23 protein-coding genes and 1 riboswitch are annotated in these 20,974 nt (G+C 36.7%); of the genes, 9 read left to right on the top strand and 14 right to left on the bottom strand.

The annotated features are described in order from the left end of the window. The 3 genes from V7127_RS13980 to V7127_RS13970 form a co-directional block, all read right to left on the bottom strand. A partial coding sequence (locus V7127_RS13980) for a GNAT family N-acetyltransferase (protein WP_335486947.1) occupies positions 1 to 377 on the bottom strand: 377 nt, incomplete at its 3' end. Positions 378 to 473: 96 nt separating this feature from the next. Then, positions 474 to 1,658 (bottom strand): DHH family phosphoesterase, encoded by a 1,185-nt coding sequence (locus tag V7127_RS13975; protein WP_335355418.1) that lies wholly within the window; start codon positions 1,656 to 1,658, stop codon positions 474 to 476. A gap of 42 nt (positions 1,659 to 1,700) precedes the next feature. Next, positions 1,701 to 2,333 (bottom strand): NUDIX hydrolase, encoded by a 633-nt coding sequence (locus V7127_RS13970; RefSeq protein WP_335347398.1) that lies wholly within the window; start codon positions 2,331 to 2,333, stop codon positions 1,701 to 1,703. 181 nt (positions 2,334 to 2,514) lie between these two features. Between V7127_RS13970 and V7127_RS13965 the strand changes: the two genes are divergently transcribed. Continuing rightward, on the top strand, positions 2,515 to 3,006 hold the full coding sequence (locus V7127_RS13965) for a GNAT family N-acetyltransferase (protein WP_335347397.1): 492 nt from the start codon (positions 2,515 to 2,517) through the stop codon (positions 3,004 to 3,006). A 44-nt stretch (positions 3,007 to 3,050) separates the two neighbouring features. Here V7127_RS13965 and V7127_RS13960 read toward each other — a convergent pair whose 3' ends face one another. From V7127_RS13960 to V7127_RS13950, 3 genes are all read right to left on the bottom strand, one after another. Beyond that, on the bottom strand, positions 3,051 to 3,365 hold the full coding sequence (locus tag V7127_RS13960; RefSeq protein WP_335355570.1) for a DMT family transporter: 315 nt from the start codon (positions 3,363 to 3,365) through the stop codon (positions 3,051 to 3,053). Continuing rightward, positions 3,362 to 3,706: a DMT family transporter gene (locus V7127_RS13955; RefSeq protein ID WP_335348450.1), complete on the bottom strand. Its 345-nt coding sequence runs from the start codon at positions 3,704 to 3,706 to the stop codon at positions 3,362 to 3,364. Before V7127_RS13955 ends, V7127_RS13960 begins: the two co-directional genes overlap by 4 nt. Positions 3,707 to 3,773: 67 nt before the next feature. Next, a riboswitch (guanidine-I (ykkC/yxkD leader) is annotated at positions 3,774 to 3,868 on the bottom strand. 135 nt (positions 3,869 to 4,003) lie between these two features. Continuing rightward, positions 4,004 to 4,645 (bottom strand): hypothetical protein, encoded by a 642-nt coding sequence (locus tag V7127_RS13950; protein ID WP_335486944.1) that lies wholly within the window; start codon positions 4,643 to 4,645, stop codon positions 4,004 to 4,006. A gap of 201 nt (positions 4,646 to 4,846) precedes the next feature. Here V7127_RS13950 and V7127_RS13945 point away from each other — a divergent pair, with 201 nt between their 5' ends. Next, positions 4,847 to 6,418 (top strand): GNAT family N-acetyltransferase, encoded by a 1,572-nt coding sequence (locus V7127_RS13945; protein WP_335486941.1) that lies wholly within the window; start codon positions 4,847 to 4,849, stop codon positions 6,416 to 6,418. Between the two features lie 82 nt (positions 6,419 to 6,500). On the opposite strand, the gene V7127_RS13940 is transcribed toward V7127_RS13945, so the two are convergent. After that, positions 6,501 to 7,256, bottom strand: a complete 756-nt coding sequence (locus tag V7127_RS13940; RefSeq protein WP_335355566.1) for an exodeoxyribonuclease III — start codon at positions 7,254 to 7,256, stop codon at positions 6,501 to 6,503. A gap of 232 nt (positions 7,257 to 7,488) precedes the next feature. Here V7127_RS13940 and V7127_RS13935 point away from each other — a divergent pair, with 232 nt between their 5' ends. The 3 genes from V7127_RS13935 (at position 7,489) to V7127_RS13925 (ending at position 9,441) form a co-directional block, all read left to right on the top strand. Beyond that, the gene (locus tag V7127_RS13935) at positions 7,489 to 7,935 is read left to right on the top strand and encodes an OsmC family protein (protein ID WP_335348439.1); all 447 of its coding nucleotides are present in this window, start codon (positions 7,489 to 7,491) and stop codon (positions 7,933 to 7,935) included. A 70-nt stretch (positions 7,936 to 8,005) separates the two neighbouring features. Beyond that, positions 8,006 to 8,290, top strand: coding sequence for a hypothetical protein (locus V7127_RS13930; protein WP_335348438.1), 285 nt, complete (start codon positions 8,006 to 8,008; stop codon positions 8,288 to 8,290). Between the two features lie 227 nt (positions 8,291 to 8,517). Beyond that, on the top strand, positions 8,518 to 9,441 hold the full coding sequence (locus tag V7127_RS13925; protein WP_335355563.1) for a MerR family transcriptional regulator: 924 nt from the start codon (positions 8,518 to 8,520) through the stop codon (positions 9,439 to 9,441). Positions 9,442 to 9,696: 255 nt separating this feature from the next. Here V7127_RS13925 and speD read toward each other — a convergent pair whose 3' ends face one another. Then, positions 9,697 to 10,503 carry an adenosylmethionine decarboxylase gene (gene speD / locus V7127_RS13920; RefSeq protein ID WP_335348436.1) on the bottom strand — a complete coding sequence of 269 codons (807 nt, stop codon included), beginning with the start codon at positions 10,501 to 10,503 and terminating at the stop codon, positions 9,697 to 9,699. 326 nt (positions 10,504 to 10,829) lie between these two features. Between speD and V7127_RS13915 the strand changes: the two genes are divergently transcribed. Continuing rightward, a complete protein-coding gene (locus V7127_RS13915; protein ID WP_335486938.1) occupies positions 10,830 to 11,861 on the top strand; it encodes a CAP domain-containing protein in 1,032 nt (343 codons plus the stop codon). 63 nt (positions 11,862 to 11,924) lie between these two features. On the opposite strand, the gene V7127_RS13910 is transcribed toward V7127_RS13915, so the two are convergent. From V7127_RS13910 to V7127_RS13890, 5 genes are all read right to left on the bottom strand, one after another. Then, positions 11,925 to 12,617: an ABC transporter ATP-binding protein gene (locus tag V7127_RS13910; protein ID WP_335347285.1), complete on the bottom strand. Its 693-nt coding sequence runs from the start codon at positions 12,615 to 12,617 to the stop codon at positions 11,925 to 11,927. 1 nt (position 12,618) lies between these two features. Continuing rightward, entirely contained in the window at positions 12,619 to 13,575 is a 957-nt protein-coding gene (locus V7127_RS13905) for an ABC transporter permease (RefSeq protein WP_335486935.1), read from the bottom strand. 40 nt (positions 13,576 to 13,615) lie between these two features. After that, complete coding sequence (locus tag V7127_RS13900) at positions 13,616 to 14,074, bottom strand: nitrous oxide reductase accessory protein NosL (protein ID WP_335486932.1); 459 nt, start codon at positions 14,072 to 14,074, stop codon at positions 13,616 to 13,618. Further along, positions 14,064 to 15,422 (bottom strand): NosD domain-containing protein, encoded by a 1,359-nt coding sequence (locus V7127_RS13895; RefSeq protein ID WP_335486930.1) that lies wholly within the window; start codon positions 15,420 to 15,422, stop codon positions 14,064 to 14,066. Before V7127_RS13895 ends, V7127_RS13900 begins: the two co-directional genes overlap by 11 nt. A 179-nt stretch (positions 15,423 to 15,601) precedes the next feature. Further along, a complete protein-coding gene (locus V7127_RS13890; protein WP_335486927.1) occupies positions 15,602 to 16,660 on the bottom strand; it encodes a multicopper oxidase domain-containing protein in 1,059 nt (352 codons plus the stop codon). Positions 16,661 to 17,050: 390 nt separating this feature from the next. Between V7127_RS13890 and V7127_RS13885 the strand changes: the two genes are divergently transcribed. Both V7127_RS13885 and V7127_RS13880 read left to right on the top strand, forming a co-directional pair. Next, a complete protein-coding gene (locus V7127_RS13885) occupies positions 17,051 to 17,887 on the top strand; it encodes an undecaprenyl-diphosphate phosphatase (protein ID WP_335348280.1) in 837 nt (278 codons plus the stop codon). Positions 17,888 to 18,143: 256 nt separating this feature from the next. Next, positions 18,144 to 19,175 carry an LLM class flavin-dependent oxidoreductase gene (locus V7127_RS13880; RefSeq protein WP_335353584.1) on the top strand — a complete coding sequence of 344 codons (1,032 nt, stop codon included), beginning with the start codon at positions 18,144 to 18,146 and terminating at the stop codon, positions 19,173 to 19,175. A 414-nt stretch (positions 19,176 to 19,589) separates the two neighbouring features. Here V7127_RS13880 and V7127_RS13875 read toward each other — a convergent pair whose 3' ends face one another. Further along, a complete protein-coding gene (locus V7127_RS13875; RefSeq protein WP_335486924.1) occupies positions 19,590 to 20,177 on the bottom strand; it encodes a DUF1836 domain-containing protein in 588 nt (195 codons plus the stop codon). A gap of 138 nt (positions 20,178 to 20,315) precedes the next feature. On the opposite strand from V7127_RS13875, the gene trhA reads away from it, so the two are divergent. Further along, positions 20,316 to 20,963 (top strand): PAQR family membrane homeostasis protein TrhA, encoded by a 648-nt coding sequence (gene trhA / locus V7127_RS13870; protein ID WP_335353585.1) that lies wholly within the window; start codon positions 20,316 to 20,318, stop codon positions 20,961 to 20,963. The last annotated feature ends 11 nt before the right edge of the window (positions 20,964 to 20,974 follow it).

Here is a 20,974-nt window from a genome sequence, read left to right as displayed (position 1 = left end):
TTAGGATAAAAATTTAAAACAGTATGATTAGCTAATAAATACATATAATCATATTCATTCTTGTATTCTTCTAAAATTCGGTTCATTAAATTTGCCGAAAGCCCTCGATTGCGATAATCGGGATGGGTCATGACCGTACCAATTTGAAGAGCTCTTTTTCTCTCACTATTAAGAATCAAGTCAATGCGGTTAACCGATACATTTGCAACGATTTGATCACCTTCTGCGAATGAATAAGGGATATATTTTTCTGTCCAAAATCCGTTTTCATACCAGCTGTAAAAGTTTATTCCGAACACCTCAACTGCCAAATTGAAAAAACTTTTTCTTAGCTGATCATTAGCTTGATAATCTTTTACAAATACAAGATCTTTCAAAGAATTTCCTCTTTCCTACGTTGTTATTCAAAAAGAAAAAAAGAATAGGAAATATCCCTAATTCTTATTTTCCATTTAATAGTATTATGTTTTTGCTTATATGTCTTTCTTTTTCACTTCTTTCATCAAATAATCAACAAATATATCATCTCTTACAAGCCAGGCAGCATAATTTCTTTTTAAGTAACTTTCGGCTTCTTCAAAACTTGAATAGTTCTGATTCATTTTTATTTTATTTTGTTCAATACTCCATGTTTGATCATCGTTTGAATATAAAAGGAATAAATCTTCCGTTCGATTTTGATAAAGAGTTCCAAAAGCAGATTGTTTCACATTATAACGATTCTGCTTCGAATCCTCTCTTAGTGGCTCTAAATGAAATGTCTCTGCAGCAAACTGTCGGTAAGCCTTGTCAGTTAAAGTACAGCCCGATGCTTTCGCATGGCCGCCCCCACCATATTGCCCCGCCACTTCAGAAACATCTATATGATCATGGATCGTTCTGAATCCAAGACGTTTTCCACCGATATTTATGATCGCAATATAATCAAGATGGGGATATTCTTTTCCTAATTCATTCCCCAGCTCGGAATGGTAAGATTCTGCATAAACAATTCCGGCAAAATATTTTCCAATTTTCGTTTGGACCAACTCTCGCCTTTTCCGGCGTATGTAACGCTCAATCTTATTTTCTTCCATATCAAGAATCTTTTGTTCAAACTCATCAAAGCGGAAATGATCACTTGTTTTGAGCCGGCTAATCATTTTTTCTTCAAATTCCTCAATGGAAACTAGAAAAAAAAGTGCATTCAACCGCTGAGCCTGCTGATTATTATTCTTTTCCCATTCCCACGTATCATATTGCCTGACAAGCTCCACAAATTCAGTAATAGCTTCCGATCGGTTTAACAACTGCTTGGAAACAAGATATTCATAAAGTAAGGATGTAGCAGAAGTTAACTTTCCTTCTTCAGCCTCAACAATGACATGCCCCCAATCATAATCGTTGTAATGCAGAGACGTTTTATGATGATCCAGCAGCTGTAACTTCCCGCCCGAGTGGTAAAACTCATCAAGTCTACCTTCATTTTCTTTACTTACGGATAAATCTGTAATAAATAGAAATGTTTCCTTGCTATCGTTTTCTAAAAACCATTCCACTTCACGGTCTAGACCCGATACGGAATTGTAGCGAACCTTTACTTGCTTATCAAATGCAAGCTTCGCCAATATTCCACATCCAACCCCGTCCAAGTCATTATGTGATAATAGTTTGTACATGATCCTCACCTCTGAACGTAGTATGGTTTGCATTTGGAAAAATTATAAATAATTATTAATTTCTTTAGTAATCAAGTCTATTATTTCCTCATAATAAGATTGTTCATGCGGAACAAAGTCTTTTCTCCTTACCTGCTTCTGAACGGTTATTTTTTTTCCAAACTGATTAATTTCGAAACCTTCTATCGTAATTTCATCACACTCTCGTAGCAAAAGCCTTGAAAAGTCTTGAAATTCAACTTTAACAATTCCTGCTACTTCTTCTTTTTGCAAAATGTACTCATTAATAGAAAATCGACTCTTATATAAAAAAACATGTGCAATTTCATTATCAATAAATTCATCTCTAGTATGGCTGTATTTAATAATACCTAAAGGAACCAACTCATTATATGTGACGTTAATCCCTAATTCCTCTTTTATTTCCCGAACACCATCTTGAATTGTTTCCTGTGCTAAAATATGCCCAGCTGCTGTAATATCTAAATAATTGGGATAATCTTTCTTTAACGCACTTCTTTTTTGCAGATAAATATAATGTACCCCATCATCTTCACTTATGAACCAACAATGAAATGTTTCATGCCAATATCCTGCTCGATGTACTTCCTCCCGTGAGGCAACTCCTATAGGATTTCTTTGTTGATCAAATATGTTTAGTAATTCTTGTTCCATCTCTTTCTCCTTAGCCTAGGTTTCTTTACCTGAATTTTCCTACTAAAATGATTATATCTATTAATTTAGAAACATTACATTAATTTCCCTTAGATATAAATAAATTAAACACTAATTTTCCCTGACTATGATAATATTGGAAAAAAATACATTTTTATAATAATAAGAAAGGTGGATTTACATGAATTATTCTATCCGGACTATGACGCTCGATGATATTCCACAGGTACAAAATGTAGCTAAATCAAGCTGGAATCATACATATGAAGGAATAATCCCAAGAGATATCCAAGATAATTTCTTAAAATCGGCTTATAACGATGAAATGATGAAAAGAAGATTGGAGCATTCCTATTTGTATGTTGCTGAAATAGAGGGCGCAATTGTAGGTTTTGCCAATTATTCTCCTATTAAGGAGCATGGAGAGGTTGAGCTTGGCGCCATTTATCTTTTGCCAGAATATCAAGGAAAAGGCATTGGAACAGCTTTGCTCCGTGAAGGGCTTCATCATATTGAAGGAATTAATGAAGTTTATATAAATGTAGAAAGAGATAATCATATTGGCAGAAATTTTTACGATGCCAAAGGTTTTACAGTAGTATCTGAATTTGATGACAACTTTGACGGTCATATTTTGAAAACCGTTCGAATGGTTCTAAAAAAACTAGATTGATATATGATTTTTTTAAAAAAAGCTCGCTTTTTTAGCGAGCTTTTTCACGATACTAATTTCAACCCAATTGCTGCACCAAGAACCATGCTAATAAATAATAGCCTTTTCCAACCCTTTTGCTCACCATACAACACAATACCCAAAATGGCTCCACCAGAAGCTCCAATTCCAGTCCAGATGGCGTAGGCTGTTCCCATCGGCAATTCCTCCATGGCGAGCGCTAGAAAAAGAAAGCTTGCTCCGAAACCGATAAGCAGCATGATAAGTGACTGCCAATTACGATTTTTGTGCAGGCTGTTGATCATCAGAACACCTATCATTTCAAATATCCCTGCTAAGATGAGATAAACCCAACTCATGATGCAGCCTCTCCTTTCGAATCAGTTTCTTCTTCATTCGTAACAAGCTTAAGCCCAATGACTCCCGCTAATAAAATTAGGACGAGAATAATCTTCGATATTTTTAAAGGCTCATCAAAGAAAATAATTTCTGATAAAACGGTTCCAGCCGTACCCAACCCAACAAAAACGGCATATACCGTACCGACCGGCAATTTCTTTCCTGCCATGATTAGTACATAAAAGCTGACAATGATACAAACAATTGTCCCCGCCCATGTCCAAATATCATAAGCATGCTTTAGACCTATCACCCAAAACACCTCAAAAAATGCGGCAAAAAATACCTTTAACCAATTCATGCTGCTTCCCTCCAATACAAATTTCCCCAAGACAAAAAGCCTAAGAGATCGCTGTCAATAAACAGTCATCTCCCAGGCTTTTATCCTTCCGTGGCACAGAAATTTCTGTGAGTTTTCTCTCGGACCAGGCCAGTTATCTGCGGAACCCTAGAAAACATTTTTATTAATTTCCTTTTATTATATAAGAAACGAAACGATGTGCAAGAGGAACTATTTGCGATTTTAAGCTTCATATTCATGCCAAATTCCTTCTATCTCCATTATTCTCTGCTTTTCTTATACTTTTAATCTCCATTGTTAATAAATAAGGTTCCACTTCCAAGCTAGGAATCCTATAATAATGAAACCTCCTATACCTAGTCCAATGGAAAAAAGAATCTGTTCCCAATAAACCTCATCCTCCCTTTCCTCTCGATATTTTTCAATAATATTTGTTTTGATTTCTTCGTATTCATATAGACGCCACCATTTTCTAAAGCTTAATTGATACGTCTTTATTCCCTTTTCCCCTCCCCAAGGATCGCTCACCTTTATAATTGTTTGATCTTCTAGATGAAATTGATGCAAATCCGAAAAATCAAATCCCTCCTCTGTAAAAGAAATGGATAAACGATTTAATTCCGAGCGTACACGTTCAATAACAATATTTTTAGATGTTTGTTTAATCACTAAGACTTGCCCTGTCACAAACAATCTATATAAAATGATGGCGAAAACGATCATTAAACTGATAATAATGGGATAAAGAAAATTCTCGTCAAAGATGTATTGGCTGGATAGAACCGTTTGAATGATGAAAAATGAAAAGGTGTACATAGCCTCCAATTTTGACTTAGCTGAGATTCCTCGATATTTATATACCCTGTACGCATCATAGAAACTTAATAGTGATGCAAATAATCCAGAAATAATAAGAAAAATATGCATATAATCATACATAATTAAAACTCCTTGAAATTTGTTATATACTAATTTCTCAGTTTCCCAATCATCCCGATTTTACCACATATTTCTATTTAATCATCTCTATTACAATTTTTAGGAGTAAAATATTTCTTTCAATCTAAAATTATGCGAAAATAGATTTTAGTCAGTTTGCATATCATATAGAAAGAGCTTGATCGAAGAGAGGTTGTCAATATGTATTGGTGTAAAATAGCTCGCACAGAGAGAGAGTTTTCCGAAATAGCAAAATTAAATTACGAAACCTTTGTTGAAGAGATCCCCCAGCATGAACCTGACGAAAATGGAATTCGTGTGGATCCTTTTCATCATGAAAATAAATATATTATTGTTTTAAAAGATCAAGAGCTTGCTGGTATGATTGCCATCCGTGATCAGCGCCCTTTCTCCTTGGACAAGAAAGTCGGATCTGTAGAGAATCTGCTACATGATGATGCTTTGTCAGGTAAGCTTTGTGAAATTAGACTTCTTGCTGTAAGGAAAGAGCATCGAAATGGAAGGGTATTTTTCATGCTTGTCAGTGCTTTATCTGACTATGCTTATAAACAGGGGTATAGTGCTGCTGTTATATCAGGAACAATTCGTGAACAGAAGCTTTATAAGCAAATGGGTTTTGAAGCTTTTGCGGATACGGTTGGAACAGAAGATGCCCAGTTCGTCCCTATGGTGTTAACTAGAAAACAATTTGAGAAGTCAGTTGCTGCTAGATTAAAGCAAAAAAGATACTCTTTTTATCCGGGTCCAGTCGTTTTAAGAGACGATATTCGTACTGCCCTGACTGAAGAGCCAGTCTCTCATCGCTCATACGACTTTTCGATGACGCTTGAAAAAGTAAAGCAAATGCTTTTATCCATGAGTAAGGCATCATATGTTCATTTATTAAATGGCAGCGGAACTCTTGCAAATGAAGCGATGATTGCTCAATTGAAAAGACTTCCCGGAAAAGGAATAATTTTAACAAATGGAGCATTTGGGGATCGATTAGTGAACCAAGCAAAAAGATGGGGTCTAACATTTGATTGTTTAAGCTATGAATGGAGCAAGCCCTTCGATGAACGTCAAATTTCTATGAAACTAGAACAATTGAATTATGAATGGGTTTTAATGGCGCATGGCGAAACTTCCACTGGAATGCTAAATCCATTAGAAAAGATCCAAGAGCTATGTAAAATCTATGATATAAAGCTTTGTCTTGATTGTGTCAGCTCCTTTGGTGCCCTGCCGTTCTCACTTTCAGAGATTTATTTGGCAACAGGGGTTAGCGGGAAAGCGATTGGAACAATGAGCGGGCTTTCGTTTGTTTTCTCGAACCATGAAATCGAAGAAGATTCAACTCTTCCTTCTTATCTAGATTTGGGGTTGTATGCGAATGGGAATATCCCGTTTACCTATTCTTCACAAGTGTTAAAAAGCATAGAGAGAGCACTAAGATATTATTTAGATGAAGATAGGTATTCAGTTTTGAAAAATCGCTATGAACAAATCCTTTCTGCAGAGAAAAATGAGGAAATGGCATTTTTAACTACATATGGCTATCCGATGATTGTAACATTAAAAGGAGAAGACAGCTGTGCAAACATGGCTGAGGATGCTGCACTTTCAGGATTTGATTTACATTATAAAAGCGCTTATTTATCAGAAAGGGCTTGGGTTCAGCTTTCGATTATTCAGCCGGATTTTGAGGAGGCGTGGAAAAAGTTCCGAAAGTGGCATTTGAATTATAAGGATTATCAAAGGAGACAAGGGTAGTGTGAGATAATTTGCCCAACATTCCTCCCAAAAAAAGCCGGCTTCATGTTCGTGTAACAGTATGAAGTCGGCTTGAATTTTTTTATATTTCCATCTCCAGCATAATCGGACAATGGTCACTGCCCATAACGTCACAGTGAATTTGTGCAGATTTTATTGCATTTTTCATTCTTTCGGAAACGATAAAATAATCGATTCGCCAGCCAATATTCCGTTCTCTTACTTTAGCCATATAAGACCACCATGTATAGGCACCCTCTGCATCTGGATAGACGTATCTAAAGGAATCAACAAAGCCAGAATCAAGCAAGCGAGTCATTTTATTTCTCTCCTCTGTTGTAAAGCCAGAGTTGCCATCATTCGATTTTGGATTTTTCAAATCAATTTCGTTATGTGCTACATTCAAGTCTCCACAGTAAATAACCGGTTTTATTTGATCGAGCTCACAAAGATATTGAAGAAGTTCATTTTCCCACTCTAATCGATAGGATAATCGAGCCAAATCTCTTTGTGAATTTGGCGTATATACATTGACCAAGTAAAAAGATTCAAACTCTAACGTAATGATTCTTCCCTCTGGCTCCGTTTCATTTTCTCCTACACCATATTTAACGGAGAGCGGCTTCTTTTTCGTAAAAATTGCCGTACCCGAATAGCCTTTTTTCAGTGCATAATTCCAAAATTGGTGATAGCCTTCAAGTTCAAGGTCGATCTGCCCTTCCTGCAGTTTTGATTCTTGAATACAGAATATATCTGCATCTACTTCATGAAAATAATCTAAAAAGCCTTTTTTCACACAGGCTCGAATTCCATTCACATTCCACGACACAAATTTCATGCTATTATGACTCCTTTTTTAAAAACTCTAGATTAATAGAATATCATGGAACTAGCTTGCATGCTAATTAATAGCGGACAGAGAATACCTTATTACCTTAAAATTCGCATATTCGGCGAATGAATAGGACACAGAATCCGTTATTGATGAAAAACTTGAAGAAAGTAGCCTTCTTTTCATCAAACTATCGTAAAATTAATACGAAAAGTAAGTTTTCAAGGAGGATTTTACAATGGCTGAACACCATTTTCATTTAAAAGCACATTGGCCAGGGCTTAGAAACGATGTGGGAGTAATCGAAGCTGGTCAATTGAAGACAAAGGTTTCCATCCCGCCAGAAATGGATGGTCCTGGAATTGGAACTAACCCGGATGAAATGCTACTTGGAGCCGCTGCAACTTGCTACATCATTACTTTGGCTGCTATGATGGAACGCAGTAAGCTAGAAAAAGTTGATTTGTCAATGGAATCTGTAGGGATAGTTGATGTAACAAAAGGTGTGATCACTTACAAAAAAATCATTCACCGCCCGGTTATCATTCTAAAACGTGAAGCAACAGAAAAAAATGAAGCTTTAGCTCTAAAATTAGCCCAAAAAGCAGAAACTTCCTGTATGATCTCCCGAGCATTAAAAGGCAATGTTGAAATTGAATTAGAGACAACAATCATTAGACAGTAGTGACGTCTATCCTTTGATTTAAAAAACACTTAGTTGACCAATGCGGCTGTGGGGGGCATGTGCTTAGAGTATGGAAAAAAGAATCGAACATTTAGGGGTACTATCGGAATTTATCCAAGGTCAAGTTATTCTCAACTATTATGAAGATGACGATTTCCTATGGAAAAGAGAAGGTTTTCATTTCGACTCAATCCTTGTGACTAATGAACAACTTATCTTTAAACGGAAGGATGGCTTTAAATACACCATTTGTTTACAGGAATATCCGGATTTTTTTATTAATAGTGCTTTTCAGCATTATTTCACACTAAGAAAAACATCAGGCAAATTAGATATTTACTTTCCACATAATTAGAGGAGGGCGAACAGCAACTACTGTTTGCTCTTCTTTTTTTCACTTAATCTAATCTTCGCTGTCGAAATCTCCTAATTCTGCAGAATTCCGTCTTGTTTTGATAGCTTTTGTCATGTTGCAGGAAAAAGGGATAGCCTTTGCTGAATAACTCTTACATAGAAAAATTAACTCGGAAAGGCCTTCCGAAATATTCATAACGACTAAAGACAGAAAGGGATGGAGAACCAATGCCAAATCAATTCGTTAAAGCCTATACGATTAAGGAAGTATCAAAATTGATAAATATACCCCCTGGAACACTGCGGCAATGGGAAAAGGATTTAGATGGACTGCTAGTAATCCCCCGCTCTAAGCAAGGGGCACGATTCTATACGGATGAGGAAATCAAACTACTTGAAACCATTAAGCAGATGCGCAATAAAAACTTAAGTAAGGAAATGATTAAAGATTTAATTTCCCAACATAAGGTTTCGGAATCAGCTTCCGAATCAATCGAAACCTCACTGGCTCCCATTTCGGAAGAAATCCGCAGCAGAGAGGAAGTTCCGGATATATCCATGGTTTATGGAGCAATGGAATCCTTTAGAAATCAGTTAATTGATGATGTCAGAGCGGAAATTCGGACAAGCATTCGCAAAGAAGTTTTGGAAGAGGTAAAGAAAGAAATTTCGAAGGGATCGCTTCACACCGTGAAAAGTCTATCTGACTCCATATATAAATCGAATGAAAAGACGAAGCTTGAAATCCACGAGCTTTCAAATCATATACATAATGCTTCGGAACATACTTCCGAATCGCTCGAAGCTCTATCGAAAAGGGTTACGAAAGCTTCGAAAGGCACTTCCGAACAGCTGCGCTCTTTAGTTCATCGTGTTACAGAATCTTCTGAAGCGGCTTCAGAAGAATTTAAGACGATGATTCATTATATCTCAAGTTCTGCCGAGGTTACGCATACGGAGATTAGTGCGTTAATTGAAACTCTGAACACTGATAGAGAAATCTACATTGAAACGATTACGCGCGAACGGGAGCAATATTGGGAAGATGTCCATCAGCGGGAAATGATGTTTCAAGATTTAATCGTCAGCTTCCGAAAAGCTGCAGCTGCTGCAGAGAAAGTTGAAAAACCATGGTGGAAGTTCTGGGGTTAACAAAAATCTGCAGCTTTTGATGAATTCTCTATTTCCGTCTAAATCAATGAGATATTTGGACAGGATTTGGGTAAACAACTGAAGCCTGTCCAGTAAACCTAGTTATTTGGACAGGTTTTGCATAAAACACTGAAACCCGTCCAGTAAACCTCATTATTTGGACAGGTTTTGGGTAAAACGATGAAACCTGTCCGGTAAACCTGATTATTTGGACAAGTTTTATAGCATTTCCTAACTACTGCATCAAATCTACCTTTATTTCATATTCGTCCCGTAAAAAATTTCGTCCATTTCTATTGTGAGCTTCTCTGTGATTTCCTCTACTTCCTCAGGGCTAAGGGTGTCCTTCGTGTATCCAAAGAGGTAATTATTCAAATCGAAATCTCGAATGCGGCATTTTGTATGGAAAATATGTGACTGATAAATATTGACATCAATCATGTCAAATTCATTTTTGATTTCCTCAGGGATGTAGTTTTGGATCGAGCTTATATTTTGATCAATAAAGAGCTTTTGTCCATCTTTATCCCGTGTAAATCCGCGAACGCGGAAATCAATTGTCATAATATCTGTATCAAAAGAATGAATTAAGAAATTTAATGCCTTCAAAGGAGATATTTCCCCACATGTAGATACGTCAATATCTGCCCGAAACGTGCTAATTCCTTCAGAAGGGTGATATTCAGGATAGGTATGAACAGTGATATGGCTTTTATCAAGCTGCATCACAACTGATTCCGGCAATGGTCCTGGTGTTTCTGAATAGGATTCAATCGGAACCTCAACAACTGGGCCTTCAGAAACAAGTAAAGTTACACTTGCACCTTGTGGAACAAAGTCTTGTTGGGCAATATTCAATACATGAGCTCCAATGATATCTGAAACATTCTTAAGGATTTTGGTTAGCCTTTCGGCGCTATATTCTTCGTCAATGTACTCTATGTAAGCCTCTCTCTCTTCCTTCGTTCTTGTATAACAAATATCATACATATTGAAACTTAACGATTTTGTTAAGTTATTAAATCCATGCAGTTCAACTCGTTCATCCGGAGTTAAGCTCAAAATCCATTCCCCCTTATTAATTATGAAACATTGTAAATATTGTTATATTGCCCAACATCACTTCCATCCATTAGTTTTTATAAAACAAAACCGTGCCATTTCATTTCCAAAATTAACTAAGTACATTTTATTTTATTAATTATTTTTTAAATTTTATAATGAATGGGTAATAATTGTGATAGCATGAGATTCACCTGTAAAATTGAGAGCAGACGGATGGTGAAACATTGAGGAAATTTTTTCGAACTTTATTATTACTTTTTATCATATTTATATCATGGCCCTTCATTGAAAAATATTTGGAAAAAACAGATTTTTACCCTATATTGGATAGGTTTAAAGATGAGGTTCATGCCATTTCAGAAAATCCACAAGTTTCTGTAGCGATTGAGACGATTTTTTCCGCCATCAATCAGTTAGCTGGGAAAATGGATGAAAAGGTGGAGCTTCTTCCGAATAAAGACTTAATCCCAATAGATAAACCGAAATTATCCATTCCTTCCAGCCAAACCTTTTCGATTCATAATATTGTTCTAGGGGAAAGTAAGGAGAATGTTGAAAAGCTAGCGGGACCGCCAAAAAGATCCACTTATAATGAATATGGATCTAAATGGTATACCTATCATGAAAATTATCATAACTTTTTCATGGTCACATACGATACGAACGAAAAAGTTGCGGGTCTTTACACAAATCAAGACTTAATTTCCTCTGCGAAAGGGATAAAGCTTGGCAGTTCGAAAGAAGCTGTTCTTCAACAACTTGGAAAGCCTTTAAATCAAATTCGAAAAGGCTTAGTTTTTTACCAGTATGATAAAGAACGAGATTATGATGTATTTTCTATTGATCAGAGCAATGTAACCGTTTTTTACGATAAACATGCCAAAAATACGGTGACGGCCATTCAAATGATTGATGAAGATTTAGAACAGGCTAAAAATCATTTTTATACCGATGGATCAGAGCAGTTGAAAGAAGGCTTCGAATATCAACTATTCGATTTAACGAACGCAGACCGAGTAAAACATGGAATATCCGTGTTAAAATGGGATGATCAAGTAAAAGAAACAGCACGGAAGCATAGCCTTGATATGGCGGATAAAAATTACTTTTCCCATACAAATTTAGACGGGCAATCCCCTTTTGATAGAATGAGTGAGGACCAAGTATCCTTTACTGTAGCTGGCGAGAATCTGGCAATGGGGCAGTTTAGCAGTATTTTTGCCCATGAAGGTCTGATGAATTCTCTTGGCCACCGGGAGAATATCCTTAGACCGGAATATCAATATTTAGGTGTGGGTGTAGCGTTTAATATAAAGTCCCAACCGTACTATACAGAAAATTTCTTTAGAAAATAGGAAACAGCTGGAGATCTTTAAGGTTTCCAGCTGCTTGTTATCGAGATTCTAGCATTTAGCAACTTACTTCTTTTCATTTTCATGGATGGTCAAGAATACTTCCTCCAGTGATTCACTAGCATGCTCACGATAAATTTCCTCTAGAGTACCAAAGGACCGTACCTTTCCATTAAATAAAATCATGACTTTGTCGGCAATTTCAATGGCATCTCGCATGATATGGCTGCTAACAATCACGGTTTTATGTTCATTTTTCAGCTTTTGTAAAATTCTTTTAAATTGAATGACCCAGTAGGGATCCAAGCCATTCGTAGGTTCATCTAATATATATATATCCGTATCTGCCAGCAAACATTGAGCAAGGTTAAGGCGTTGCGACATACCTTTAGAGAAGCCGCCAACCTTTTGATTGCGGTCCTCCCATAAGCCCACGTCTTGCAAAACTTGTTTGATTTTTTCCTTATCCACTTTCAGGAATTTCCCATAATAATGTAAGATCTCAATGGGGGTCAAATCTGGAGGGAAATTCATTTGATCTGGCATATAGGCAAATGGCTTTTTCTTTTTTGAATGAAAGACTACCGTTCCAGAAGAAGCTTGATCAATCCCTGTAATCATTTTGATCATCGTACTCTTTCCTGCACCGTTTCCTCCGCATAGCACGACACATTCTCCTAGATTAATTCCTGCTTCTACCGGATATAGAGCCGTTTTATGTTTATATTTTTTGGAGAGATTTCTTAATTCAAGGATCATGCTAAACTCCCCTTTTCTTCAACATTTTAGTGGATATGGCCATTGCAATCCACATTAGGAGCACAATTGAGATCATTAATGAAATGGAAAGGGTGCCACTCTCACTCCATTTTTCAATCATTAAAAACTCTGGACCAAATACGTATTCTGCATTAAGCTTTGAAATGGACCATACTCGAATGGATTCTATTGGGTTAAGTAAGATGAAGAAAAATAAGCTTTTGAGTTTAAAGGCATACGGAATCCAATTGATAACCGTCATGATGACAAACTCATAAATGAAAACTGTCAGACACCAGAAGAACAATGCATATGACAAACCTTGCATTCTGGTTTTGCTAATCGCCCCAACGAATAATGCTGCGGCAGAAAACACAATAATGAGCAGCATGTTCACACTTAGGAATACTTGAAAGATCGAAGCTTGAAAAGATTTCCCGATGATAGAAAAAATAAGACCGAATAATCCATAAGATACACCCATGACGACAAACATAGAGATTACTAATGATAAAAACTTGCTGAGCATATACTTCCAATAAGAAACTTGATACGTTTTATATAATCCCAATCTGCCACTCTCTTTGTCTCCAATAATGGAGTTTGCTCCTAGAATTAAACAAATAATCGGCAAGAGCCATAGGGATAAATTTATCAGCAGTGCGATAGAACGATTATACGCTGTTTGATTTATATTTGCCGTATTTTCTGGCTGCTGTGTGATCTCCTTTAAGCCGTAATATTCAGGATTCACGCCCATTGTTTCAATATTGCTATTAACCCCTTCTAATCCGTAAGTTACTTTGACAGGATCGAGTTTAACGGAGTTCAACCCATAGAAATAGAGCAGTCCAGATAGAAAAATAAAGAGAATCATAAAATTCAATAACCACTTACTTCTAAGGAGCAGGCGCAGCTCATGCTTTACCATTGAATACAAAATACCCAATTCCATCATTTTCCCTCCAATCTATGGATTTTCCCCATAAACTTCTTGATTAATGCCCGTGCTTTGTTCCCTTCAAATCTTTTTCTAATAACTCCTTTGAAGAATAAATCTCCCCACCTTGTTCTTTTTGCATGTCAGATGCTTGTTGCTCTGTCTCATATGCTGCAATTCCATAATTCATAGGACTATGAATATTTTGATTTTGTACGAAAGTACTATTATCGAATGATATCCATTCCTTTGAATCGAAATCATGAACGAAGGCGGCTTCATATTTTGGCTGATGCTCTTGCATATATACGACCATACAGCCAATATCATCGAATAACTTTGGTTCTCCATCTTCTAGAATGATCTGTGCGGCAGAGTGTAAGTCTTCTATGCCCATGTGACAAGCATCACAATCTTCTTCATTCGCCTTTATTTCAACTGGAGCTGCTGTTTTATTAGAACAAGCAGTTAAGGATATCATGACAGCCAATAAAAGAACCCACCATCTACACTTCATGCTTCTCCCTCCCAAACTTAAATAAGATATAGGAACTTCCGGATATAATGAGTAAAAAAGAGAGGACCTGAGAAAAATTCATTTCTATTTTCTCCTTATATGACAGCTCACTTTGACTCTTCTCCCAATGAACGGGTGCTGGCTTCATTAGCGGATATTCATCAATCACAAACGTATCAGATGGAATCGGAGTGAATTTTTCAATCATATTCCATAATTCCACAGCTGGACTTCGATGAAAAATTTGCAAATAAGGTTCTTTACTTGTCATATTGTAAAAAACATCACCGCTTTTATAGGCAAAATCTACAATCTTATCTTTATTTAGGCTTAATGATTGATGATCATCGAAATAATTTCCATACTGATCCTTATTAAACATATTTTCATTTTGATTATCAGAAATAATTTGTTTTGTATTTTGATAAAAATTGTTTAAATAAACAGAATTCTCTTCAGAATTCTTTCTTAATTCCAATCCTGTATCGTTTTCTAGGAAAGTATTAAACTCAATCCGATTTCGTTTCGCATTTTCCATTAGAATTCCTTTATAGTTGCTCATAACTACATTGGAAGCGATCTTTGAATCGAATGTGTCAAAGATAAACATCCCTGCACCATCGATTTTTGTATTTAAATAAAAGATATTTTCTAGAATAAAAACTTCATAGCTCTGCATAATCATCAGTCCGTTAATACTTTCACGAACTTGATTTTGCGAAATGAGGACATTTCTGGAATCCATTGTATGAACACCATACCGTGTCCGGATCATTTGATTTCCTTTTACCTCACAGAATTCAGAATAGGATACATAAATTCCATCCTGTGTATCATATATGAGATTGCTATTGGCAGAAGTATTTGGTGCTTTCACTAAATAAATCCCATAGCCTTTATATTTGGACTTCTCGTCAAAGCTAGTAATCGTATTATGTTCAAAACGATGGCCGTAGCTTTCATGAGCATAAATCCCATGAAATACATTTTTAATTAAATTATGGTGAATATGAGAACGATTGCCTTTAATATAAATCCCAGAATTTTGAGAACCGCTCCCTTCTATCTGTACGCCTTCAATAGTTACGTCATCAGCCTCAATTGTAATAACGTTCCCTTCATATGGACCGATAATCTTTGTTCCTTTTTCACCGATTAAATGAACGGGATGGGAAATAGTAAATGATCCGGGATATTCACCCGATTTGAGATTTATCACAGAAGAAGTACGATTTAATAGAGCCTCCTGTAGCTCCTTTGTATTAGATACAGTCAGCTCTGACCCGTGTACTTTACCCGCAAAAATGAACCAAGAAAATACAATAAATAGGAGAACTTTTTTATTCATTTGGGATACACCTCCCCATTCACTGTTACGATTATACAGCTTGAAGGGCAGTGTTCCTACGTCGCATGTTTCATAACTGTCCGTAATATTTATAGGAATATCTGCCCTCTATTTGAAATTTAAGGTTCACTTTATAAATTTTTTCTAGTATAATTTTAGTTGTGTGATTTATTTATCTATTAATGGCTCATTGTAGCCTTACCGTCGTCTTCACCTGTTTCGGTGACTTTAAGAATGGCGACGGCTCCTTTTTGAGCATGGTTGAATTGGTGTGTGACAATTGGATAGCTTCCGACTCTTGTTACGGTAAATTCAACTACAGCACCACCGCTGGCTGGCAGCATAACAGTTTGTAATCCTTTGTAATGGTTATATGGGTTACCGTCAATATATACATCATCGAATATTGTACCAACAACATGGAATGAGCTTACTTCATTTGGTCCTACATTGTTAATATAGATTCTTACTCTGTCTCCTACTTTTGCTAATAGAGGTTGTTCTTTAAGTGTGAACGTATCGCCATTTGTATTTAGGTCACCTTCATGAAGAGCCTTAGTTGAGAATACAACTTGACTTGGAACACCATTAGTGAAATCATCTAAATCGTTATATTTATACCATTCGTTTTGAATCATAACGAATTCTTTATTAATCCCTTCATCGGTTGGATAGCCATTTTTCGGCTTAACAATGATCGTACCATGCATTCCGTTTGCAATATGTGAAAGTACAGGTGCTGTTCCACAGTGGTACATAAATACACCTGGCTTATTTGCTGGATAACTGAAAGTACCTGATTCATTAGGCTTTACATTTGAAAAATCTTTAGATGGTGCTGCATGAACAGCGTGAAAATCCATGCTATGCGGAATGGCCGGATCCATATTCTTTAATGTAAAGTTAATTGTATCCCCTTCATTTACTACTACAACTGGCCCAGGGGCTTCCCCGTTAAATGTCCAAGCTTTGTACATATACCCTTTGTCTATTTCAATGTCTGTGATCTGTGATGTCATTTCTACGTTAACTTCTGTAGGACCCACTCTTTCGATTTTCAGCGGAACCGGTTCTTGGTTCAACCCTTTATGTGGGGCTATGACTTCATTATTACTTTTCTCTGCTGCTAATACCTTTTGCTCTGGCTGAGGTTTTTCTTGTACAGATTGTTGGTTGCATGCAGTTAGTAAGCTTAGTCCAATTGCGGATGTTAGAAGATATTTCATACCTTTATTCATGTTAATTCCTCCTTTATAATCCTTTTCCTTTACATCTTAATCATACTGATTCCATTCCTCTGAATAGGTGATATTACTCACAAAAGATCATGAGTCTGTGAAAAGTTTGTGAAGTCTGTTCATGAGAACTATACATAATTACTTGCAGTCAAATACGCATAAGATAGGAATCTTGAAATCGCCTTCATTCCTCCGTCCTCTAATTCCATGGAAATCTTGCTTTTAATTGTGCTATACTTTAACAGCGAATAAATATTGCCCGTTTTTTTAATCTTTTAAACTATAAGTGTAAGGTTTTTGCTTTCATATTCGTCTATTATAATGAGGGCGATAATGGCAATTAAAAAAATCTTAATATCCCTACTTACAAAAAGGAGAATTACAGGAAAAATGATAGTTGATTTTATGATGATTTTAAAAGCAATCATACTTGGATTAGTTGAAGGTTTAACAGAATTTGCCCCAGTCTCATCTACCGGGCATATGATCATCGTGGATGATATGTGGCTTCATACGAAGGATTTTTTATCAGATTCTACAGCAAATACATTTAAGGTAGTCATACAGTTAGGATCCATACTCGCAGTTGTCATCATCTTTAAAGATAGATTTATTGACATGCTAGGACTTGGAAGACGGAATAAGGGTGCAGCGGTTCCAGAAAACCGTTTGAAGCTGACACAAGTTATTGTCGGCCTTATTCCAGCCGGTATACTCGGAGTTCTATTTGAGGATTATATCGATGAAAACTTATTTTCAACTGAAACAGTATTAATTGGCTTAGTTATTGGAGCTGTCTTTATGATCCTTGCAGATATTTTTGGAGGGAAACGGCCAAAAGTGGACACGGTTGATCAAATTACTTATAAACAGGCGTTTTCGATTGGATTGATACAATGCTTTTCACTTTGGCCTGGGTTTTCACGCTCGGGTTCAACGATTTCTGGCGGTGTATTGCTCGGATTAAGCCACCGTGCAGCAGCTGACTTCACTTTTATTATGGCTGTACCAATTATGGCCGGTGCTAGCTTTATCTCATTATTGAAAAACTGGCAATATTTCACGATCGATGCCTTGCCATTTTTCATCGCCGGATTTATTAGCGCCTTTGTGTTCGCCCTTTTATCTATTCGTTTCTTTTTAAAACTGATTAATAAAATCAAACTTGTGCCATTCGCCATTTATCGAATAGTATTGGCCTTAGTTATTTATATCGTATTTTTCTAAAAGCGGACTAGCCTTAGTCCGCTTTTTTATACGTTAAGAAAGTATAAATTGTCAGCGGAGAAGTTGATCCGATGTAGTTGCCAATTTTAGGAATTAAATATAAGTTCAACTACGCTCTGTCTTTGCCTTTTCAAGACTTGCCAATCGGCGAGTTTTCTATATAAGCATTTCATTATCCTGATTTCATAAATATTGATAAAATAGCTTTCAAAGGAAAAACTTTTTAAAGAAGAATGAATGAAGGAAGTTGAATAATATGTCAGTCCAGACTGAAAAAAAATCACTTAACGAAATTCGCTATTCTGTTTTAGATCTATCCCCTATCATTGTTGGCGGAACAGCATCAGAAGCACTTCGTAATACATTAGATCTTGCACAGCATGCCGAAAAATGGGGCTATCACCGATACTGGCTTGCAGAGCATCATAATATGCAAGGGATTGCCAGTTCAGCAACTTCGGTTGTCATCGGGCATGTTGCCGCAGGTACTACATCCATTCGTGTTGGGTCCGGCGGCATTATGCTGCCTAATCACTCTCCACTCGTGATTGCAGAACAGTTCGGGACGTTGGAGTCCCTATTCCCAGGCAGAATTGATTTAGGACTTGGCCGTGCTCCAGGAACAGATCAACTAACCGCCAGAGCTTTAAGAAGAAGCAGCCGCATGGATGGATCGGAATTTCCCGAACAACTAGAGGAGCTTCGGACATATTTCGACCCATCTAGAAGTTCAGCACCTATGCATGTTCGTGCTGTACCGGGTGAGGGGTTAAATATTCCCATCTGGCTGCTAGGTTCGAGCGGTTTCAGCGCTCAGCTTGCGGGTCAGCTTGGACTCCCATTTTCTTTTGCTAGTCATTTTTCACCTGAGAATACGTTGCCTGCTCTTGATTTATATTACCGCAGCTTCCGCCCTTCAAATGTACTAGATGAACCTTATGCAAAGGTTGGAGTGAATATTATTACGGCAGATACGGATGAAAAAGCCAAACGGCTTGCAACATCCCTTCAGTTGCAATTCCTTAATCTTATTCGCAATACGCCTGGACAGCTCCAGCCTCCAGTCGACAATATAGACGAGCATTTGAGCGAATATGAGAAAAGCCTGCTTCAAAAACAGCTTGGTTCCTCCATTATTGGCAGTCCAGACAAAGTGAAAGCTCAGCTGCAAAGCTTCATTCAAGACACAAAGGTCAACGAAATCATGGTCACCGCCCAAATCTATAACCACCAAGACAGACTGCGATCCTTTGAAATTGTCTCTGAGATTATGAATGGGGTGGAGTAGCAGTTAAATATCCGTCATCTTTGAGATGACGGATATTTTTATCGTGAATTTACGTAAAGTGTTATATAAAAAACGGGATGACGAACAGTGTTAGTGGTAAACTTCGTATATTACACTTAACTCTCCAATTTATTGGTAAAATGATGAAACCTGTCACTAAACCTAGTTATATGGACAGGTTTTGAGGAAACCGCCGGAACCTGTCCAGTAAACCGAATTTATTGGACAGGTTTCGGGGAAAGCGATGAAACCTGTCCAATGAACCTGGTAATATGGACAGGTTTTGAGGAAACCGCCGAAACCTGACCAGTAAACTGAATTTATTGGACAGGTTTTGGGGAAAACGATGAAACCTGTCCACTAACCTGTTATTTGGACAGTTAATCAGAGAACATACATCAAGCGTCCTTAATATTAAATATTATCCAATTTCCTCCCAGATACAAGGTCATCGACAAGCTTTTCTGCTGCACGCCTATATAGATTGCTCATATGGGCTAATGAGGCAATCATGAGCGTTTTCTTTAGCACCGCAGATTCATTTTCTATCATTTCACCTATCTCTTCATTTGCATCCTTTCCTTTTTGTTCAATTTGTTCTATAAATGCATGGATATTTTTTTCAGTTAAGTGAAGAAAGCTTTCATAGAAACCGTCTACATCCATACTTTGCTTGATAATTCTTTCATTGATGCCAGACAATGTTTCTTTTATGTCATTAATCGAGAGAGCCCCCTTTAATTGATAAATAAAACTAATTAAAATGAGGTGCTCTTTTGAATACTTTTTATTTTTGATCGGGAATAACAGCTTACCTTTAGCATAATTATTGATCATTGTTTTTGTCAGGATCTTTTCTTCCTCATTACGCTTCGTGCAGCTAAATTTATTTTCAAACAGCTGGATTACTTGATCCATATAGAGATCAATGTCAGGAATTTCATTTAAAGAAATTTGACTATTTAAGTTCAGTGACTCTATCATTTTTTGCAAATTTTCCATTTACATAAACCTCAACATTCATATTTTATAAATAAATAATACTGTATTAAAAAGATTAAGTAAATGATTGACTATCTATTGAAACATATGTATCATTATATGTAGTTATCAAAACTACATAAATTAGGGGGATTATTGATGACATCTTATATCCGAGAGCCAATTAACGGTCTTACACACTTAGCTGGAGCGATTCTTTCCTTTGTTGGACTTCTAGCGATGGTGATCAAGGCATCAATAACAACGGCTTCTCCAATTGCAATCACTTCTGTTATTATTTTTGGCATTAGCATGATCCTGCTTTACTCCGCATCAGCCACCTATCATATGGTAGTTGCTAAGGATAAGGTCATTGCTTTTCTTAGAAGACTCGACCATTCAATGATTTTTGTTTTAATTGCTGGATCCTATACGCCCTTTTGTCTGATTAGCTTAAAGGGAGCAACAGGCTGGTTAATATTTTCTATTGTTTCTGTCATCGCAGTAGTCGGTGTGCTTTTTAAAATGATCTGGTTTAATTGTCCAAGATGGCTATCAACGGTCCTTTATGTGGCAGTAGGCTGGATAATTATATTTGCCTTTTCGCCTTTATCTGAATCACTAAGTTCATCTGGAACTCTCCTCCTCATAGCCGGTGGAATCCTGTACACAATTGGTGGATTAATTTACGCTCTAAAACCTAAGTTTCTAGAGTTTGATTATTTCGGTTTTCATGAAATTTTTCATATTTTCATTATGCTTGGAAGCATGGCTCATTTTCTTTGTGTTTATTTATATGTAATATAAGAAAGAACCCG

The sequence above is a fragment of the Bacillus sp. JJ1773 genome, assembly GCF_036962035.1.
In the GTDB taxonomy this organism is placed as follows: Bacteria; Bacillota; Bacilli; order Bacillales; family Cytobacillaceae; genus Cytobacillus.
Note: the sequence above shows the minus strand (reverse complement) of the source record. Positions and strands in the feature narration are given on the sequence as shown.